Origin of the sequence: Paraburkholderia sp. HD33-4 (assembly GCF_021390635.1) — a bacterium.
Classification (GTDB): domain Bacteria; phylum Pseudomonadota; class Gammaproteobacteria; order Burkholderiales; family Burkholderiaceae; genus Paraburkholderia.
Window position 1 is genome coordinate 3,567,275 of record NZ_JAJEJS010000001.1, and the last position, 16,069, is coordinate 3,583,343.

The window sequence follows — 16,069 nt, forward strand, 5'->3', positions numbered from 1 at the left end:
AAACGAATTCACCGCCACCCACATCATGAGCAACAAGAAAGCCGATTCGAAACCGCAGTCCCGCTACCCGGTCAACCTGCTCGACACGCCGTTCCCGATGCGTGGCGACCTGCCCAAGCGCGAGCCGCAATGGGTCAAGGAGTGGCAGGAACGCAAGGTCTACGAGAAGATCCGTGCTGCCTCCAAGGGCCGCAAGAAGTTCATCCTGCACGACGGCCCGCCGTATGCGAACGGCGACATCCACCTCGGCCACGCGGTGAACAAGATCCTGAAGGACATGATCGTCAAGGCGCGCAATCTGGCGGGCTTCGACGCGGTCTATGTACCGGGCTGGGACTGCCACGGCATGCCGATCGAAATCCAGATCGAGAAGCAGTTCGGCAAGTCGCTGCCGGCGGCCGAAGTGATGCAGAAGGCGCGCGCTTACGCGACCGAGCAGATCGAGAAGCAGAAGGTCGGCTTCCGCCGTCTGGGCGTGCTCGGCGACTGGGACAATCCGTACAAGACGATGAACTTCACGAACGAAGCCGGTGAAATCCGCGCGCTCGCGAAGATCATGGAAAAGGGCTATGTGTTCCGCGGCCTGAAGCCGGTCAACTGGTGTTTCGACTGCGGCTCGGCGCTCGCTGAAGCGGAAGTCGAGTACAAGGACAAGACCGATCCGACCATCGACGTGCTGTTCAGCTTCGCCGAGCCGGAAAAGACCGCGCAGGCGTTCGGCCTCGCGGCGCTGCCGCGCAACGAAGGCGGCATCGTGATCTGGACCACCACGCCGTGGACCATTCCCGCCAACCAGGCGCTGAACCTGCATCCGGAAATCGTCTACGCGCTCGTCGACACGCCGCGCGGCCTGCTGATCCTCGCCGAGGAACGCGTCGAGGCGTGCCTGAAGCTGTACGGTCTCGAAGGCAAAGTCGTCGCGACCACGCCGGGTGAAAAGCTCGTGAACCTGCGCTTCAACCACCCGCTCGCGTCCGCGCATCCCGGCTACAAGCGCACCGCGCCGGTCTATCTCGGCGACTATGTGACGACCGAAACCGGCACCGGCGTCGTGCACTCGTCGCCGGCGTATGGCGTGGAAGACTTCGTGTCGTGCAAGTCGCACGGCATGGCCGACTCCGACATCATAAACCCGGTGATGGGCGACGGCCGCTACATCGAATCGCTCGCGCTGTTCGGCGGTCTGTCGATCTGGGCGGCCAATCCGCAGATCGTCGAGGCGCTGCAAGGCGCCGGCTCGCTGCTGCGTACCGAAAAGTACACGCACAGCTACATGCACTGCTGGCGCCACAAGACGCCGATCATCTATCGCGCCACTTCGCAGTGGTTCGCCGGCATGGACGTGAAGCCGAACGACAGCGACAAGACGCTGCGCGAAACCGCGCTCGAAGGCATCGAGAACACGGCGTTCTATCCGTCGTGGGGCAAGCAGCGCCTCTTCAGCATGATCGCGAACCGTCCGGACTGGACGCTGTCGCGTCAGCGCCAGTGGGGCGTGCCGATGGCGTTCTTCGTGCACAAGGAAACCGGCGAGCTGCATCCGCGCACGCTGGAGTTGCTCGAACAGGTCGCGCAGCGCGTCGAGAAGGAAGGCATCGAGGCATGGCAGACGCTCGATCCGCGCGAGCTGATCGGCGACGACGCGAACCTGTACGAAAAGAACCGCGACACGCTCGACGTGTGGTTCGACTCGGGCACCACCCACTGGCACGTGCTGCGCGGCTCGCACAAGGACGAGCTGCAGTTCCCGGCCGACCTGTACCTCGAAGGCTCGGACCAGCATCGCGGCTGGTTCCATTCGTCGCTGCTCACGGCTTCGATGCTCGACGGCCGCCCGCCCTACAACGCGCTGCTCACGCACGGCTTCACCGTCGACGGCGAAGGCCGCAAGATGAGCAAGTCGCTCGGCAACGGCATCGATCCGCACGAAGTGGCGAACCGCCTCGGCGCGGAAATCATCCGCTTGTGGATCGCGTCGACCGACTACTCGGGCGAGCTCGCGATCTCCGAGGAAATCCTGAAGCGTGTGACGGAAGGCTACCGCCGGATCCGCAACACGTTGCGCTTCCTGCTTGCGAACCTGTCGGACTTCGACATCGCGCAGCACGCGCGTCCGGTCGACGACTGGCTCGAAATCGACCGTTACGCGGTGGCGCTGTCGGCCAACCTGCAGAACGACATCCTCGCGCATTACGAGAAGTACGAATTCCATCCGGTGGTCGCGAAGCTGCAGACGTTCTGCTCGGAAGACCTGGGCGGCTTCTACCTCGACGTGCTGAAGGATCGTCTGTACACCACGGCGGCGGATTCGGTCGCGCGCCGCTCGGCGCAGACTGCGCTCTACCACATCGCGCACGGCCTCCTGCGCGTAATGGCGCCGTTCCTGTCGTTCACCGCGGAAGAAGCGTGGAAGGTGTTCCAGCCGAACAGCGAAACGATCTTCACCGAGACGTACCACGCGTACCCGGCCGTGCCGGACGCGGGCGCGCTGCTCGACAAGTGGACGCTGCTGCGCGCCGCGCGCGGCGACGTGACCAAGGCGCTGGAAGAAGCGCGGGTCGCCAACCTGATCGGCTCGTCGCTGCAGGCGGAAGTCGAAATCCGTGCGAGCGGCGCGCGTTACGACGCGCTCGCGAGCCTCGGCGACGACCTGAAGTTTGTCCTGATCACGTCGGCAGCGAACGTCGTCAAAGTCGACAGCGAAGCGGATGAAGGCGTCGAAGTGATCGCCTCGAAGTACCTGAAGTGCGAGCGCTGCTGGCACTATCGCCCGGACGTCGGCGCGAACGACGAACATCCGTCGCTGTGCGGCCGCTGCTTCAGTAATCTGTTCGGCGGTGGCGAAACGCGGAGCGCGGCATAATGGCGAGAACCATGTCGAAAACGTCCACCGCAAGCAGTTCGCTCGCACCCTGGCTCGGCATCGCGCTGATCGTCATTCTGTTCGATCAGCTGACGAAAATCGCGGTCCGCAAGGTGTTCGCCTACGGTGTGCCGCACGAGGTCACGCCGTTCTTCAACCTGATTCTCGTGTTCAACCGCGGCGCCGCATTCAGCTTCCTCGCGATGGCGGGCGGCTGGCAGCGCTGGGCGTTCACCGCGCTCGGCGTGGTGGCGGCGCTCGTGATCTGCTATCTGCTCAAGCGGCATAGCGGGCAGAAAATGTTCTGCACGGCGCTTGCGCTGATTCTCGGCGGCGCGCTCGGCAATGTGATCGACCGGCTCGCCTACGGCCACGTGATCGACTTCCTCGATTTCCACGTGGGCGGTTGGCACTGGCCGGCGTTCAATCTGGCCGACAGCGCGATCACGATCGGCGCGATCCTGCTCGTGATCGACGAGCTGCGGCGAGTACGCGGCACACGCTAACGTCGCCGCCGCGACGCACGGCCGCGGTTGCGCGAGCCGCGCGTCGCGGCCGGTTTGAAACGCGCGGTGGCAACGACGGACAACACCCTCCTGCCGCCGCGCGATCATGCTTTGTCGGAGGCTTTCGTTGGCAACCGCTGAACTCGCAGGCAAACACCTCGTCCTCGGCATGACGGGCGGCATCGCCTGCTACAAGATCGCCGAACTCACGCGTCTGTTGACCAAGGCAGGCGCAACCGTGCAGGTCGTCATGACCGAAGCGGCCACGCAGTTCATCACCCCCGTCACGATGCAGGCACTGTCGGGCCGGCCGGTCTACACGAGCCAGTGGGACGCACGCGTGCCGAACAACATGGCGCACATCGATCTGTCGCGTGAAGCCGATGCGATCGTGATCGCGCCGGCGTCGACCGACTTCCTCGCCAGGCTCGCGCACGGCATGGCCGACGATCTGCTGTCGACGCTGTGCATCGCACGCGACTGCCCGCTGCTCGTCGTGCCGGCGATGAACCGGCAGATGTGGCAGAACCCGGCCACGCAACGCAACGTCGCGCAACTGCGCGCGGACGGCGTCGAAGTGCTCGGCCCCGATTCGGGCCCGCAGGCCTGCGGCGAGATCGGCGATGGCCGCATGCTCGAAGCGGCCGCGACCTACGAGGCGATCGCGTCGTTCTTCGCGCCGAAGATCCTGTCGGGCCGGCGCGTGCTGCTGACCGCCGGGCCGACCTTCGAACCGCTCGACCCGGTGCGCGGCATCACCAATCGTTCGAGCGGCAAGATGGGCTTCGCACTCGCGCGCGCCGCGCAGCAGGCCGGCGCCGACGTGCATCTGGTCGCCGGTCCGGTCGCGCTGGAAACGCCGTGGGGCGTATTCCGCGAGGACGTGCAGACCGCGCAGCAGATGCACGACGCGGTGATGCGCGCGGTCGTGGACGCGGACATTTTCATCGGCGTCGCGGCGGTGGCCGACTGGCGCGTCGACCACGTCAGCGATCGGAAGATCAAGAAAACCGCCGAGCGCACGCTGCCGAGCTTTTCATTCGTCGAGAATCCGGACATCCTCGCCGCGGTCGCCAGGCTGTCGAAGCCACCGTTCGTGGTCGGCTTCGCCGCGGAGAGCGACAATCTCGAAGTCCACGGCGAGGAAAAGCGCGCACGCAAGAACGTGCCGCTGCTGATCGGCAATCTGGGTCCGCAAACGTTCGGGCTCGACGACAACGAAGTGATTCTGTTCGAAGCAGGCGGCGCAACCAGGCTGCCACGCGCCGACAAGCAGACGCTCGCGCGCGCGCTGATCACGGAAATCGCGAAGCGTCTGCCGCCCGGCATCAGTCCGGCTGGCTGAGCAACGGAACGGCAACGGGCCCGGGTGCCCCTGCCGTCCTGGTCGCATAGCTAACGGGAATCATCTGGAGCACTACTGCCATGACGCTACTCTCCGTGCTCGATCAAACACCGGTGATCGCCGGCCATTCGGTGGCGGATGCGATCGCCGCGACCGTCGAACTCGCGCAGCTCGCCGACGACCTCGGCTACACGCGCTACTGGTGCGCCGAGCACCACGGCCTGCGCGGCGTATCGAACCCCTGCCCCGAAGTGATGCTGGCGCGTCTAGGCAGCGTGACCAAACGCATTCGCATCGGCTCGGGCGGCATCATGCTGCCGTACTACAGCCCGTTCAAGGTCGCCGAGCAGTTCATGATGCTCGAGGCGCTGTTTCCGAATCGCATCGACCTCGGCGTCGGACGCGCACCGGGCGGCGACATGCGCACCGCGCAAGCGGTCGCCGCCGGCGCCTACAATCGCGGCGAGCTTTTTCCGCAGCAGGTCGCCGAGCTGTTCGGCCTCATGCACGGCACGCTGCCCGACGATCACCTCGCGCAAGGCGTGCTGCTGCAGCCGCAAATCGATACGCGCCCGCAGCTATGGATGCTCGGCTCGAGCGAATTCGGCGGTCTGCTCGCGGCCCAGCTCGGCATCCGCTTCTCGTTCGCGCATTTCATCAACGCGCATTTCGGCAAGCAGGTCGCGCTCGCGTATCGCGAACGTTTCCAGGCTGGCCACGAGGCATCGCAGCCGTATCTGGCGGCAGCGGTTTTCGTGATCTGCGCCGATACCGAGCAGGAAGCCGCAGACCTCGAAAAAGCCGTGGATCTGCGTCGCGTGCAGATGGCCTATGGCCTGAACGAACCGATTCCATCGATCGAGCAAGGCATCGAGCAGGAATATGGCGACCGCGAACAGCTCGTGATCGATCGGGAAAAGCCGCGCAGCATCATCGGCACACCTGAGCGCGTGACCGAGCGGCTCACGGATTTGCAGCAGCAGTTCCAGGCCGACGAGCTGATCGTGCTGACCGTGGCCGGCAGCTATCGCGCACGGCTGCGCTCCTACGAGCTGCTCGCCGACGCGTTCCAGCTCGGCTCGAACCAGGCGGCTTGATCGCACAGGTTTTGCCGATCTGCCGCGTGCCCCTTCACCACACCCACACCCACTATCGAACCTGAATGAAACTCGACCTGAAGATTCTCGATCAGCGCATGCGCGAACAGCTCCCCGCCTACGCGACGACCGGTAGCGCCGGCCTCGATCTGCGCGCGTGCCTCGACGAACCGCTGACGCTGAAGCCTGGCGAAACCGCGCTGGTGCCGACCGGACTCGCGATCCACGTCGGCGACCCCGGCTACGCGGCGCTGATTCTGCCGCGCTCGGGTCTCGGCCACAAGCATGGGATCGTGCTCGGCAATCTGGTCGGCCTGATCGATTCCGACTACCAGGGTCAACTGATGATTTCGACGTGGAATCGCGGCCAAACGACGTTCGTGCTGAATCCGATGGAACGCCTCGCTCAACTGGTGATCGTGCCGGTCGTGCAGGCCGAGTTCAACATCGTCGACGACTTCGAAGAAAGCCTGCGCGGCGCGGGCGGGTTTGGCAGCACCGGCAAGCATTGATAGTGCTGCAACGCGGCGGCCGGGTTTTTCAGCGCACGCCGCGAGCAGGAAACCAGAGCAAAAAAAAACGGCGCGGGATAAAACCCGCGCCGTTCTGTTTTTGGTCGCCCGACCGGCTTACCGCAATGCTACCGGCCTGACTGACATCACTCGACTTCCACCGCCTCCGGATTCGGATTGCGCGGCGCCGGATGCTCGTCGAAGGTCAACTGCACCTTATCGTCCGCATCGACGTCGACCGTCACGCGGCCGCCGTTCATCAGCTTGCCGAACAGCAACTCGTCGGCGAGCGCGCGACGGATCGTGTCCTGGATCAGGCGCTGCATTGGCCGCGCACCCATCAGCGGATCGAAACCGTGCTTTGCCAGATGCTTGCGCAGCGTGTCGGTGAACAGCGCATCGACCTTCTTCTCGTGCAGTTGATCTTCCAGCTGCATCAGGAACTTGTCGACCACGCGCATGATGATTTCCTCATCGAGCGCACGGAAGCTGATCGTCGCGTCCAGACGGTTGCGGAACTCCGGCGTGAACATGCGCTTGATGTCGACCATCTCGTCGCCCGCCTCGCGGCGGTTCGTGAAGCCGATCACCGCTTTGCCCATCGACTCGGCGCCCGCGTTCGTCGTCATGATGATGATGACGTTGCGGAAGTCCGCCTTGCGGCCGTTGTTGTCCGTCAGCGTGCCGTGGTCCATCACCTGCAGCAACACGTTGAAGATGTCCGGATGCGCCTTCTCGATTTCGTCGAGCAGCAGCACGCAGTGCGGCTTCTTCGTGATCGCCTCGGTCAGCAGGCCACCCTGGTCGAAACCAACGTAGCCCGGCGGCGCGCCGATCAGCCGGCTCACCGCGTGACGCTCCATGTACTCCGACATGTCGAAGCGGATCAACTCGATGCCGAGCGTGAACGCGAGCTGCTTCGCGACTTCGGTCTTGCCGACGCCGGTCGGCCCCGAGAACAGGAACGCGCCAATCGGCTTGTCGAGCTTGCCGAGGCCCGCGCGCGCCATCTTGATCGCGGCCGACAGCGCGTCGATTGCCGGGTCTTGCCCGAACACGACGCTCTTCAGATCGCGGTCGAGCGTCTGCAGCTTGCTGCGGTCGTCCTGCGACACACTTTGCGCCGGCACGCGCGCGATCTTCGAGATGATTTCCTCGATCTCGTTCTTGCCGATCGTCTTCTTCTGCTTCGACTTCGGCAGAATGCGTTGCGCCGCGCCCGCTTCGTCGATCACATCGATCGCCTTGTCCGGCAGATGGCGATCCGTGATGAAGCGAGCCGACAGCTCAGCCGCCGCCGACAACGCACCCGACGAATACTTGACGCCGTGGTGCTCTTCGAAACGCGACTTCAGCCCGCGCAGGATCGCGACCGTCTGCTCGACGGTCGGCTCGGTCACGTCGACCTTCTGGAAACGACGCGACAGCGCCGCGTCCTTTTCGAAGATGCCGCGATATTCGGTGAAGGTGGTCGCGCCGATGCACTTCAGCGTGCCCGACGAGAGCGCCGGCTTCAACAGGTTCGACGCATCCAGCGTGCCGCCCGACGCGGCGCCCGCGCCGATCAGCGTATGGATTTCGTCGATGAACAGAATGGCGTGCGGACGCTCCTTCAGTTCCTTCAGCACCGTCTTCAGACGCTGCTCGAAGTCGCCGCGATACTTGGTGCCCGCGAGCAACGCGCCCATGTCGAGCGAATACACCTGGGCATCCGCGAGGATGTCCGGCACTTCGCCGCGCGTGATGCGCCAGGCGAGACCTTCGGCGATCGCCGTCTTGCCGACACCGGCCTCGCCGACCAGCAGCGGGTTGTTCTTGCGCCGGCGACACAGCACCTGCACCACGCGCTCGACTTCCGACTCGCGCCCGATCAGCGGATCGATGCGGCCATCCTTCGCCATCTGGTTCAGGTTCTGCGTGAACTGGGCAAGCGGCGTTTCCTTCTGCGCGGCGGCTTCGTCGGACTCGGCATTCGCGTCGCTCGCTTTCGCGGCGTCCGAGCTGCTCGTCTTGGCGATGCCGTGCGAGATGAAGTTGACCACGTCCAGACGCGTGACGCCCTGCTGCTGCAGGTAGTACACCGCATGCGAGTCCTTCTCGCCGAAGATCGCGACCAGCACGTTCGCGCCGGTCACTTCCTTCTTGCCATTCGAGGTGGACTGCACATGCATGATCGCGCGCTGGATCACACGCTGGAATCCGAGCGTGGGCTGCGTGTCGACGTCGTCCGTGCCCGGCACGGTCGGCGTATTGTCATGAATGAAGTTGCGCAGGTTCTGACGCAGATCCTCGATATTGGCCGCGCATGCGCGCAGTACCTCGGCCGCCGTCGGGTTATCCAACAGCGCGAGCAAAAGATGTTCGACCGTTATGAACTCGTGCCTTGCCTGGCGCGCTTCCATGAACGCCATATGCAGGCTGACTTCCAGTTCCTGGGCAATCATGCTTCCTCCATCACACACTGCAGCGGATGCCCGGCCTGCCGTGCGTGGGTAACGACTTGCTCGACTTTGGTCGACGCGATGTCCCGCGTATAGACCCCACAAACTCCCCTGCCCTCGCGATGCACCTTCAACATGACCTGCGTTGCGGTTTCACGATCCTTATTGAAATATTCCTGCACGATCATCACGACAAATTCCATCGGCGTGAAGTCGTCATTCAGCAGCACCACCTTGTACATGGACGGCGGCTTGAGTTTCTGCTCCTGCCGCTCCAGTACGGTGCCGTCCTGCTTGTCCGGGATAATCGCCATACACCCATTCTAAACAACTAGGACAGGCCCGCAATCCTGTCAAAACCCGGCCGCCCGGCCGATGAGCCCGTTCGCTGCCGCCCGGCGGTCACGACGCTGTCATGATCGGCCCGGCCTCTCGCGTTTTCGACGGGCCGATTGCGGTGCCGGCCCCCGATCCTGTCATGCGCGGTGCGTGCTGCACCGCGGTCGGATCGAGTATCGCACAACCTGCCGGTACTGGCTGCGAGCGCTCGCCGCGCTGGGCGTCGGCGCCGCGGGCACAGCCAGCATGTGAGTCGATTATGCGACTTTTCAAGCCACGGCGCTTGCGCCACCGCACATACGGAAGCGGTAAAAACCCTGGAAAGCGGCCTGTTTGCAACGCGACAACGACGTCTCAAAATTTTCTTGACACTCGAATAAAGAGCCCCAACAATCAAGCTGGCACTTTTTTCACCAAGCCATAATTTCGAAAAAATGCCGATGGTGAGCTTGTGAGGAGGGGACGACTGCCTCGCGCGGTCGTGGCTTTTCGAGGGCTCGTGGTAGTGACATGAGTTACAGGGGAAGTTGGAATGGCAACTGGTACGGTCAAATGGTTTAACGACGCAAAGGGTTTCGGATTTATCACGCCTGACGAGGGCGGCGAGGATCTGTTTGCACACTTCTCGGCCATCCAGATGAATGGCTTCAAGACGCTGAAGGAAGGCCAAAAGGTCACCTTCGAGGTCGTGCAAGGCCCGAAAGGCAAACAGGCATCGAACATTCAGGCACCCGCCTGAAACGTTTTGTTACCCAGCCTTTTTGAAACCCGGCTCCGCGCCGGGTTTCTTTTTTGCGGCGGCTTTCTGTTGCAGCGGATTATCCGGCTGGGAAACCGCGCGAGAATTCAGGGTAAAAAAATACCCCGGCCGTTTGCTGGCGCCGGGGTTTTTATGCAAACCGGATAATCCCGGCGCATCGATTACATATTTTCGATCATCACCTGCCCAAATGCCGAGCACGATACCTGGGTCGCGCCTTCCATCAGGCGGGCAAAATCGTAAGTCACGCGCTTTTGCAGGATCGATTTTTCCATCGAGCTGATTATCAGATCCGCCGCCTCGAACCAGCCCAGGTGGCGCAGCATCATTTCCGCTGACAGGATTTCCGAGCCCGGATTCACGTAGTCCTTGCCGGCGTATTTCGGCGCCGTGCCGTGCGTCGCTTCGAACATCGCAACCGAGTCCGACAGGTTCGCGCCCGGCGCGATGCCGATACCGCCGACCTGCGCGGCGAGCGCGTCCGAGATGTAGTCGCCGTTCAGGTTCAGCGTGGCGATCACGTCGTATTCGGCCGGGCGCAGCAGGATCTGCTGCAGGAACGCGTCGGCGATCACGTCCTTCACGACCACGTCGCCGCCGGTCTTCGGATTCCTGACTTTCATCCACGGGCCGCCGTCGATCAGTTCCGCGTTGAATTCCTTCTGCGCGAGCGCGTAGCCGTAGTCGCGAAACGCGCCTTCGGTGTACTTCATGATGTTGCCTTTGTGCACCAGCGTCACCGAGCGGCGTTCATTGTCGATCGCGTACTGGATCGCCTTGCGCACCAGACGCTCGGTACCTTCGCGCGACACCGGCTTGATGCCGATACCCGACGAATCCGGGAAGCGGATCTTCTTCACGCCCATTTCTTCGCGCAGGAACTTGATGATCTTCTTCGCCTGTTCGGATTCGGCCGGCCATTCGATGCCCGCGTAGATGTCTTCCGAGTTCTCGCGGAAGATCACCATGTTGGTCTTCTCGGGCTCGCGCACCGGCGACGGCACACCCTTGAAATACTGCACCGGGCGCAGGCACACATAGAGGTCCAGTTCCTGGCGCAACGCGACGTTGAGCGAGCGGATGCCCCCGCCGACCGGCGTGGTGAGCGGCCCCTTGATCGACACGACGTATTCCTTGACCGCCTGCAGCGTTTCGTCCGGCAGCCATACATCCGGGCCGTACACCCGGGTCGCCTTCTCGCCCGCATAGATTTCCATCCAGTGAATTTTCTTCTTGCCGCCGTACGCCTTTTCGATCGCCGCATCCACGACCTTGATCATGACCGGCGTGATGTCCAGACCGGTGCCGTCGCCTTCGATATACGGGATGATCGGCTCGTCGGAAACGTTGAGCGAGAAGTCGGCGTTGACGGTGATCTTATCGCCACCAGTCGGAACCTTGATGTGCTGATACGGCATGATCGGACTCCAGTGAAAGCTGTGCAAAAGCTGATGGGAGACTGCGAAAGAGATGCCCTCGCCGCGCAATGCCGAACGTCCGCGAGCGGCCAGGCCGTTATTCTAGCCCGCCCCAACGCGCGACGCGGCCGCCCCCGGCTCCGGGTTTTCCAACATGGACGGCCGTTGGAACGCGCCACGCTCCTCTATAAGATACAAGAATCTGCATACCGATTTATGCATTATCATCGCGCCATCCATCACCGGATGAAATGCGTGCGCAATGCGCGTACGCTAGTGTCCGCGCGCCGCCCCTCGCTTTGCAGTATCGCTCTGCCGTCTCGCTCTCCTATGCGCCTTCTCGCCCTCAACAAGCCGTTCGGCACCATCTGTCAATTTTCGCCGCACGAGACGCGCGCGTCGCTTGCCGACTGGGTCAAGGTACCCGGCGTCTATGCGGCCGGCCGGCTCGACTCCGATAGCGAAGGCCTGCTGCTGCTCACCGACGACGGCGCGCTACAGGCTCGCATCGCCGAGCCGCGTCACAAGCTCGTCAAACGCTACTGGGCGCAAGTCGAAGGCGCGGTCGATGACGCCGCGTTGAAAAAGCTCGCACGCGGCGTCGATCTCGGCGACTACGTGACTCGCCCATGTCAGGCGACCTATGTCGAACCGTCCAGCTCGCTATGGACACGCACGCCGCCGATCCGTTATCGCGCTGCGATCCCGACCACCTGGATCGAGTTGTCGATCACCGAAGGCAAAAACCGTCAAGTGCGTCGCATGACGGCCGCGGTCGGTTTTCCGACGCTGCGTCTGGTACGCGTCGGCATCGGTGCGCTTGACATTTTTTCACTCGGACTGCAACCCGGACAAAGCATCGAGTTGCGAGCGAACGCGCCATGGGATGGCGTCGCCTGAACGTTATTTGACGATTGTTCATTCATCGCCAAAGCATCGCGTGCCGAACTCATGCACGCGCAAAACAGCCTGCACGTGATCGCTCCAAACACGTTTCACGGCTGTGACGATTAAGCTAACTCGTTGTAGCAGCACGCAAATTAATGCGTGAAACACGGCCCAAAATGCGTGAAACAATTGCGCTCGCGCGAGGCCTGCGCCATGTAGTTTGAGCGCGTGTCATGGCGATAAAAATTTCCGCGCAATTCGCGTCAACCGCCGTACAACTCCACGCGTTATTCGACGCAGATGCCACCGAAGCTATCCGGCATTCAGCCTTAAAGACCTTTGCATACGCCGTTTTGCGCGGTGGGTACGAAAGTCCGAACGCTAGCAGACGCGTCGAAAAATTTGTTCGATGCGGCTGTCAACCGAAAGGTGGATGGCACGTTTACCGACATGACTCTACATAAGCCGGGTCATTTGGTTAATTAAATCAAGCTGAGGATTCACAAAATGAACAAACTGATCGCCGCTCTGGTCGCTGGCCTCTTCGCAACGGCAGCATTCGCACAAGCATCGGCACCGGCAGCAGCTTCGGCAGCTCCGGCAGCAGCAGCTTCGTCGGCAAAGAAGACCACCAAGCACGCTCACAAGAAGTCGCACAAGAAGGCAGCAGCAGCAGCTGCAGCTTCGGCAGCTTCGGAGTAAGTTGCTTGTAAAAACGCAGTAAAGAACTAGCTTCATTGCCGTTCTTACGGCGTTGTAAGGCAGATCACCGAAAGGCGATCTGCCTTTTTGTTTTTGACGCGCTCGCGTAACATGCGCGAGTTAATTTCAGCAAGGAGTCTTGCCGTGCGATTTTCCATGCGCTCGTCGATGGCGCGTCTCGCCGTTGCCGTTGCACTGCCGCTCGCGGCGCTGTCGTTCGCCGCCACCACGGCTCCTGCCCAGGCGCAGCAGATGCCGCCGGGCGCCAAGCAGCCGAGCGAGTTTCCGCGCGTCAAGCTGACCGCTGGCATGTTCGTGATCGACGCGGCCGTCGCCGCCAACGACGCGGACCGCGAACAGGGCTTGATGTATCGCACCAAGCTCGGCCCGAACGAAGGCATGCTGTTCGTGTTCAACGAGAACGCGGGCCACTGCTTCTGGATGAAGAACACGCTGATCCCGCTGTCGATCGCGTTCATGCGCGCTGACGGCACGATCACCGATATCGACGAGATGCAGGCCGAGACCACCAACAACCACTGCCCGACGCACAACGGCGTGTTCGCGCTCGAAATGCCCAAGGGCTGGTTCTCGGCGAAGGGCATCAAGCCGGGCATGCAGATTCAGGGCTTGCCGCCGGTGCCGGGTATCACGCAGTAACGTTCAAGCGGCCGTCCAGGCGGCCGTCTGGGCGGCCCCCTGAGCGGCCCGACCGCCCTGCCACACTTTCCCGCAAAAAGCCGGCGCCTCGACCCGAGGCGCCGGCTTTTTTTCGCCCGCACGGCCCCGCGCGGCCAGCCTTCGCGCCGGCTGGCAGGATTCATGCAAAAGACCAATCGACGCGCTATCCTTGTAATCTCGATCTGGTAACGCCACATACAGCATCACCCAGACTCCCCGGGCGATCCACGCGGCCGCCCGGCATGCGTTTCAGGCGCGCCATTACAAGGAGATTCACGTGCCCCGCAAGACTCCCATCGAGCGCTACCGGAATATCGGCATCAGCGCTCACATCGATGCCGGCAAAACCACCACCACCGAACGGATCCTGTTCTACACCGGCGTGACCCACAAGATCGGCGAGGTTCACGACGGTGCGGCGACGATGGACTGGATGGAACAGGAGCAGGAGCGCGGCATCACGATCACGTCGGCTGCCACCACCGCGTTCTGGAAGGGCATGGCCGGCAACTATCCCGAGCATCGGATCAACATCATCGACACCCCCGGGCACGTCGACTTCACGATCGAAGTCGAGCGCTCGATGCGCGTGCTCGACGGCGCCTGCATGGTGTACGACTCGGTCGGCGGCGTGCAGCCGCAATCGGAAACCGTGTGGCGCCAGGCGAACAAGTACAAGGTGCCGCGCATCGCGTTCGTCAACAAGATGGACCGCGTCGGCGCGGACTTTTTCCGCGTGCAGCGGCAGATCGGCGATCGCCTGAAGGGCGTCGCCGTTCCGATTCAGATTCCGATCGGCGCGGAAGAGCACTTCCAGGGCGTGGTCGACCTCGTCAAGATGAAGGCGATCTTCTGGGACGACGCGAGCCAGGGCATCAAGTTCGAGTACCGCGACATTCCGGCTGAACTCGCGGCCACCGCGAAAGAATGGCACGACAAGATGGTCGAGGCCGCGGCCGAGGCGAACGAAACGCTGCTCGAAAAGTACCTGGGCGGCGAGCATCACCTGACCGAAGAAGAAATCAAGCAAGGCATCCGCGCGCGCACGATCGCCAACGAGATCGTGCCGATGCTGTGCGGCAGCGCGTTCAAGAACAAGGGCGTGCAGGCGATGCTCGACGCGGTGATCGACTATCTGCCGTCGCCGGTCGACGTGCCCGCGATCACCGGCCACGACGAGCACGACAAGGAGATCGAGCGTCATCCGAACGACGACGATCCGTTCTCGGCGCTCGCCTTCAAGATCATGACCGACCCGTTCGTCGGCCAGCTGATTTTCTTCCGCGTGTACTCGGGCGTCGTCAATTCGGGCGACACGGTCTACAACGCGGTCAAGGAAAAGAAGGAGCGCCTCGGCCGGATCCTGCAGATGCACGCGAACGAGCGCAAGGAAATCAAGGAGGTCTACGCGGGTGACATCGCCGCGGCCGTCGGCCTGAAGGAAGCGACCACCGGCGACACACTCTGCGATCCTAACCATGTGATCATCCTCGAAAAGATGATCTTCCCGGAGCCGGTGATTTCGCAGGCCGTCGAGCCGAAGACCAAGGCCGACCAGGAAAAGATGGGCATCGCGCTGAACCGTCTCGCGCAGGAAGACCCGTCGTTCCGCGTACAGACCGATGAGGAGTCCGGCCAGACGATCATCTCCGGCATGGGCGAGCTGCACCTCGAAATTCTGGTCGACCGGATGAAGCGCGAGTTCGGCGTGGAAGCAACCGTGGGCAAGCCGCAGGTCGCGTATCGCGAAACGGTGCGCAACAAGGTCGAGGACGTCGAAGGCAAGTTCGTCAAGCAGTCGGGCGGCCGCGGCCAGTATGGCCACGCGGTGATTACGCTGGAGCCGTCCGCGCAGGGCAAGGGCTATGAATTCGTCGACGCGATCAAGGGCGGTGTGATTCCGCGCGAATTCATCCCCGCGGTCGACAAGGGCATCGTGGAAACGCTGAAGGCCGGCGTGCTGGCGGGCTATCCGGTGGTGGACGTGAAGGTCACGCTGACCTTCGGTTCGTACCACGACGTCGACTCGAACGAAAACGCGTTCCGCATGGCCGGCTCGATCGCGTTCAAGGAAGCGATGCGCAAGGCGAAGCCGATCCTGCTCGAACCGATGATGGCCGTCGAGGTGGAAACGCCCGAGGACTTCATGGGCAACGTGATGGGTGACCTGTCGAGCCGGCGCGGCATGGTGCAAGGCATGGAAGACATCGCGGGCGGCGGCGGCAAGCTGGTGCGCGCGGAAGTGCCGCTTGCCGAGATGTTCGGCTACTCGACGTCGCTACGCTCGGCCACCCAGGGCCGCGCGACCTACACGATGGAGTTCAAGCACTACGCCGAAACGCCGAGCAACGTCGCTGAAGCCGTGATCAACGCGAAGAAGCAGTGACGCCGACGCGGCAGTACCGATTTCGATAACCCGAAGCCCGCTCCTCGTGAGCGGGCTTTTTTTTCGCGGCGCCGTTTGCGTTCTCACGGAACGCAGCCGTTTTTTGAACGTGCCAGAATGTCGATCATCCA

General features: G+C 62.7%; 13 protein-coding genes. 10 read left to right on the forward strand and 3 right to left on the reverse strand.

Annotated elements, in window-relative coordinates:
• The first annotated feature begins 25 nt into the window (after positions 1-25).
• The 5 genes from ileS to dut all read left to right on the forward strand — a co-directional run bounded on the left by ileS (position 26) and on the right by dut (position 6,323).
• Complete coding sequence (ileS, locus tag L0U84_RS15865; protein ID WP_233851052.1) at positions 26-2,863, forward strand: isoleucine--tRNA ligase; 2,838 nt, start codon at positions 26-28, stop codon at positions 2,861-2,863.
• Positions 2,863-3,369: a signal peptidase II gene (gene lspA, locus L0U84_RS15870; protein WP_129961023.1), complete on the forward strand. Its 507-nt coding sequence runs from the start codon at positions 2,863-2,865 to the stop codon at positions 3,367-3,369. The genes ileS and lspA overlap by 1 nt, the downstream gene beginning before the upstream one ends.
• Before the next feature lie 127 nt (positions 3,370-3,496).
• Complete coding sequence (gene coaBC / locus L0U84_RS15875) at positions 3,497-4,714, forward strand: bifunctional phosphopantothenoylcysteine decarboxylase/phosphopantothenate--cysteine ligase CoaBC (protein WP_233851054.1); 1,218 nt, start codon at positions 3,497-3,499, stop codon at positions 4,712-4,714.
• Positions 4,715-4,794: 80 nt separating this feature from the next.
• The gene (locus tag L0U84_RS15880; protein ID WP_233851055.1) at positions 4,795-5,811 is read left to right on the forward strand and encodes an LLM class flavin-dependent oxidoreductase; all 1,017 of its coding nucleotides are present in this window, start codon (positions 4,795-4,797) and stop codon (positions 5,809-5,811) included.
• A 65-nt stretch (positions 5,812-5,876) separates the two neighbouring features.
• Positions 5,877-6,323 (forward strand): dUTP diphosphatase, encoded by a 447-nt coding sequence (dut, locus tag L0U84_RS15885; protein WP_233851056.1) that lies wholly within the window; start codon positions 5,877-5,879, stop codon positions 6,321-6,323.
• Positions 6,324-6,469: 146 nt separating this feature from the next.
• On the opposite strand, the gene clpA is transcribed toward dut, so the two are convergent.
• Together clpA and clpS are read right to left on the reverse strand one after the other, a co-directional pair.
• Positions 6,470-8,767: an ATP-dependent Clp protease ATP-binding subunit ClpA gene (gene clpA, locus L0U84_RS15890; RefSeq protein ID WP_233851057.1), complete on the reverse strand. Its 2,298-nt coding sequence runs from the start codon at positions 8,765-8,767 to the stop codon at positions 6,470-6,472.
• Entirely contained in the window at positions 8,764-9,078 is a 315-nt protein-coding gene (clpS, locus tag L0U84_RS15895; RefSeq protein ID WP_008919570.1) for an ATP-dependent Clp protease adapter ClpS, read from the reverse strand. Before clpS ends, clpA begins: the two co-directional genes overlap by 4 nt.
• A 557-nt stretch (positions 9,079-9,635) precedes the next feature.
• Here clpS and L0U84_RS15900 point away from each other — a divergent pair.
• Positions 9,636-9,842 carry a cold-shock protein gene (locus tag L0U84_RS15900; RefSeq protein ID WP_007180614.1) on the forward strand — a complete coding sequence of 69 codons (207 nt, stop codon included), beginning with the start codon at positions 9,636-9,638 and terminating at the stop codon, positions 9,840-9,842.
• A gap of 182 nt (positions 9,843-10,024) precedes the next feature.
• On the opposite strand, the gene icd is transcribed toward L0U84_RS15900, so the two are convergent.
• Entirely contained in the window at positions 10,025-11,281 is a 1,257-nt protein-coding gene (gene icd / locus L0U84_RS15905; RefSeq protein ID WP_233851058.1) for an NADP-dependent isocitrate dehydrogenase, read from the reverse strand.
• Positions 11,282-11,611: 330 nt separating this feature from the next.
• Between icd and L0U84_RS15910 the strand changes: the two genes are divergently transcribed.
• The 4 genes from L0U84_RS15910 (at position 11,612) to fusA (ending at position 15,938) form a co-directional block, all read left to right on the forward strand.
• Positions 11,612-12,181: a pseudouridine synthase gene (locus L0U84_RS15910; protein ID WP_129961017.1), complete on the forward strand. Its 570-nt coding sequence runs from the start codon at positions 11,612-11,614 to the stop codon at positions 12,179-12,181.
• A 495-nt stretch (positions 12,182-12,676) separates the two neighbouring features.
• Complete coding sequence (locus L0U84_RS15915; RefSeq protein WP_027212290.1) at positions 12,677-12,871, forward strand: hypothetical protein; 195 nt, start codon at positions 12,677-12,679, stop codon at positions 12,869-12,871.
• A gap of 144 nt (positions 12,872-13,015) precedes the next feature.
• Positions 13,016-13,531 carry a DUF192 domain-containing protein gene (locus L0U84_RS15920; RefSeq protein ID WP_233851059.1) on the forward strand — a complete coding sequence of 172 codons (516 nt, stop codon included), beginning with the start codon at positions 13,016-13,018 and terminating at the stop codon, positions 13,529-13,531.
• A 298-nt stretch (positions 13,532-13,829) separates the two neighbouring features.
• The gene (gene fusA / locus L0U84_RS15925; RefSeq protein ID WP_233851060.1) at positions 13,830-15,938 is read left to right on the forward strand and encodes an elongation factor G; all 2,109 of its coding nucleotides are present in this window, start codon (positions 13,830-13,832) and stop codon (positions 15,936-15,938) included.
• Positions 15,939-16,069 lie beyond the last annotated feature (131 nt).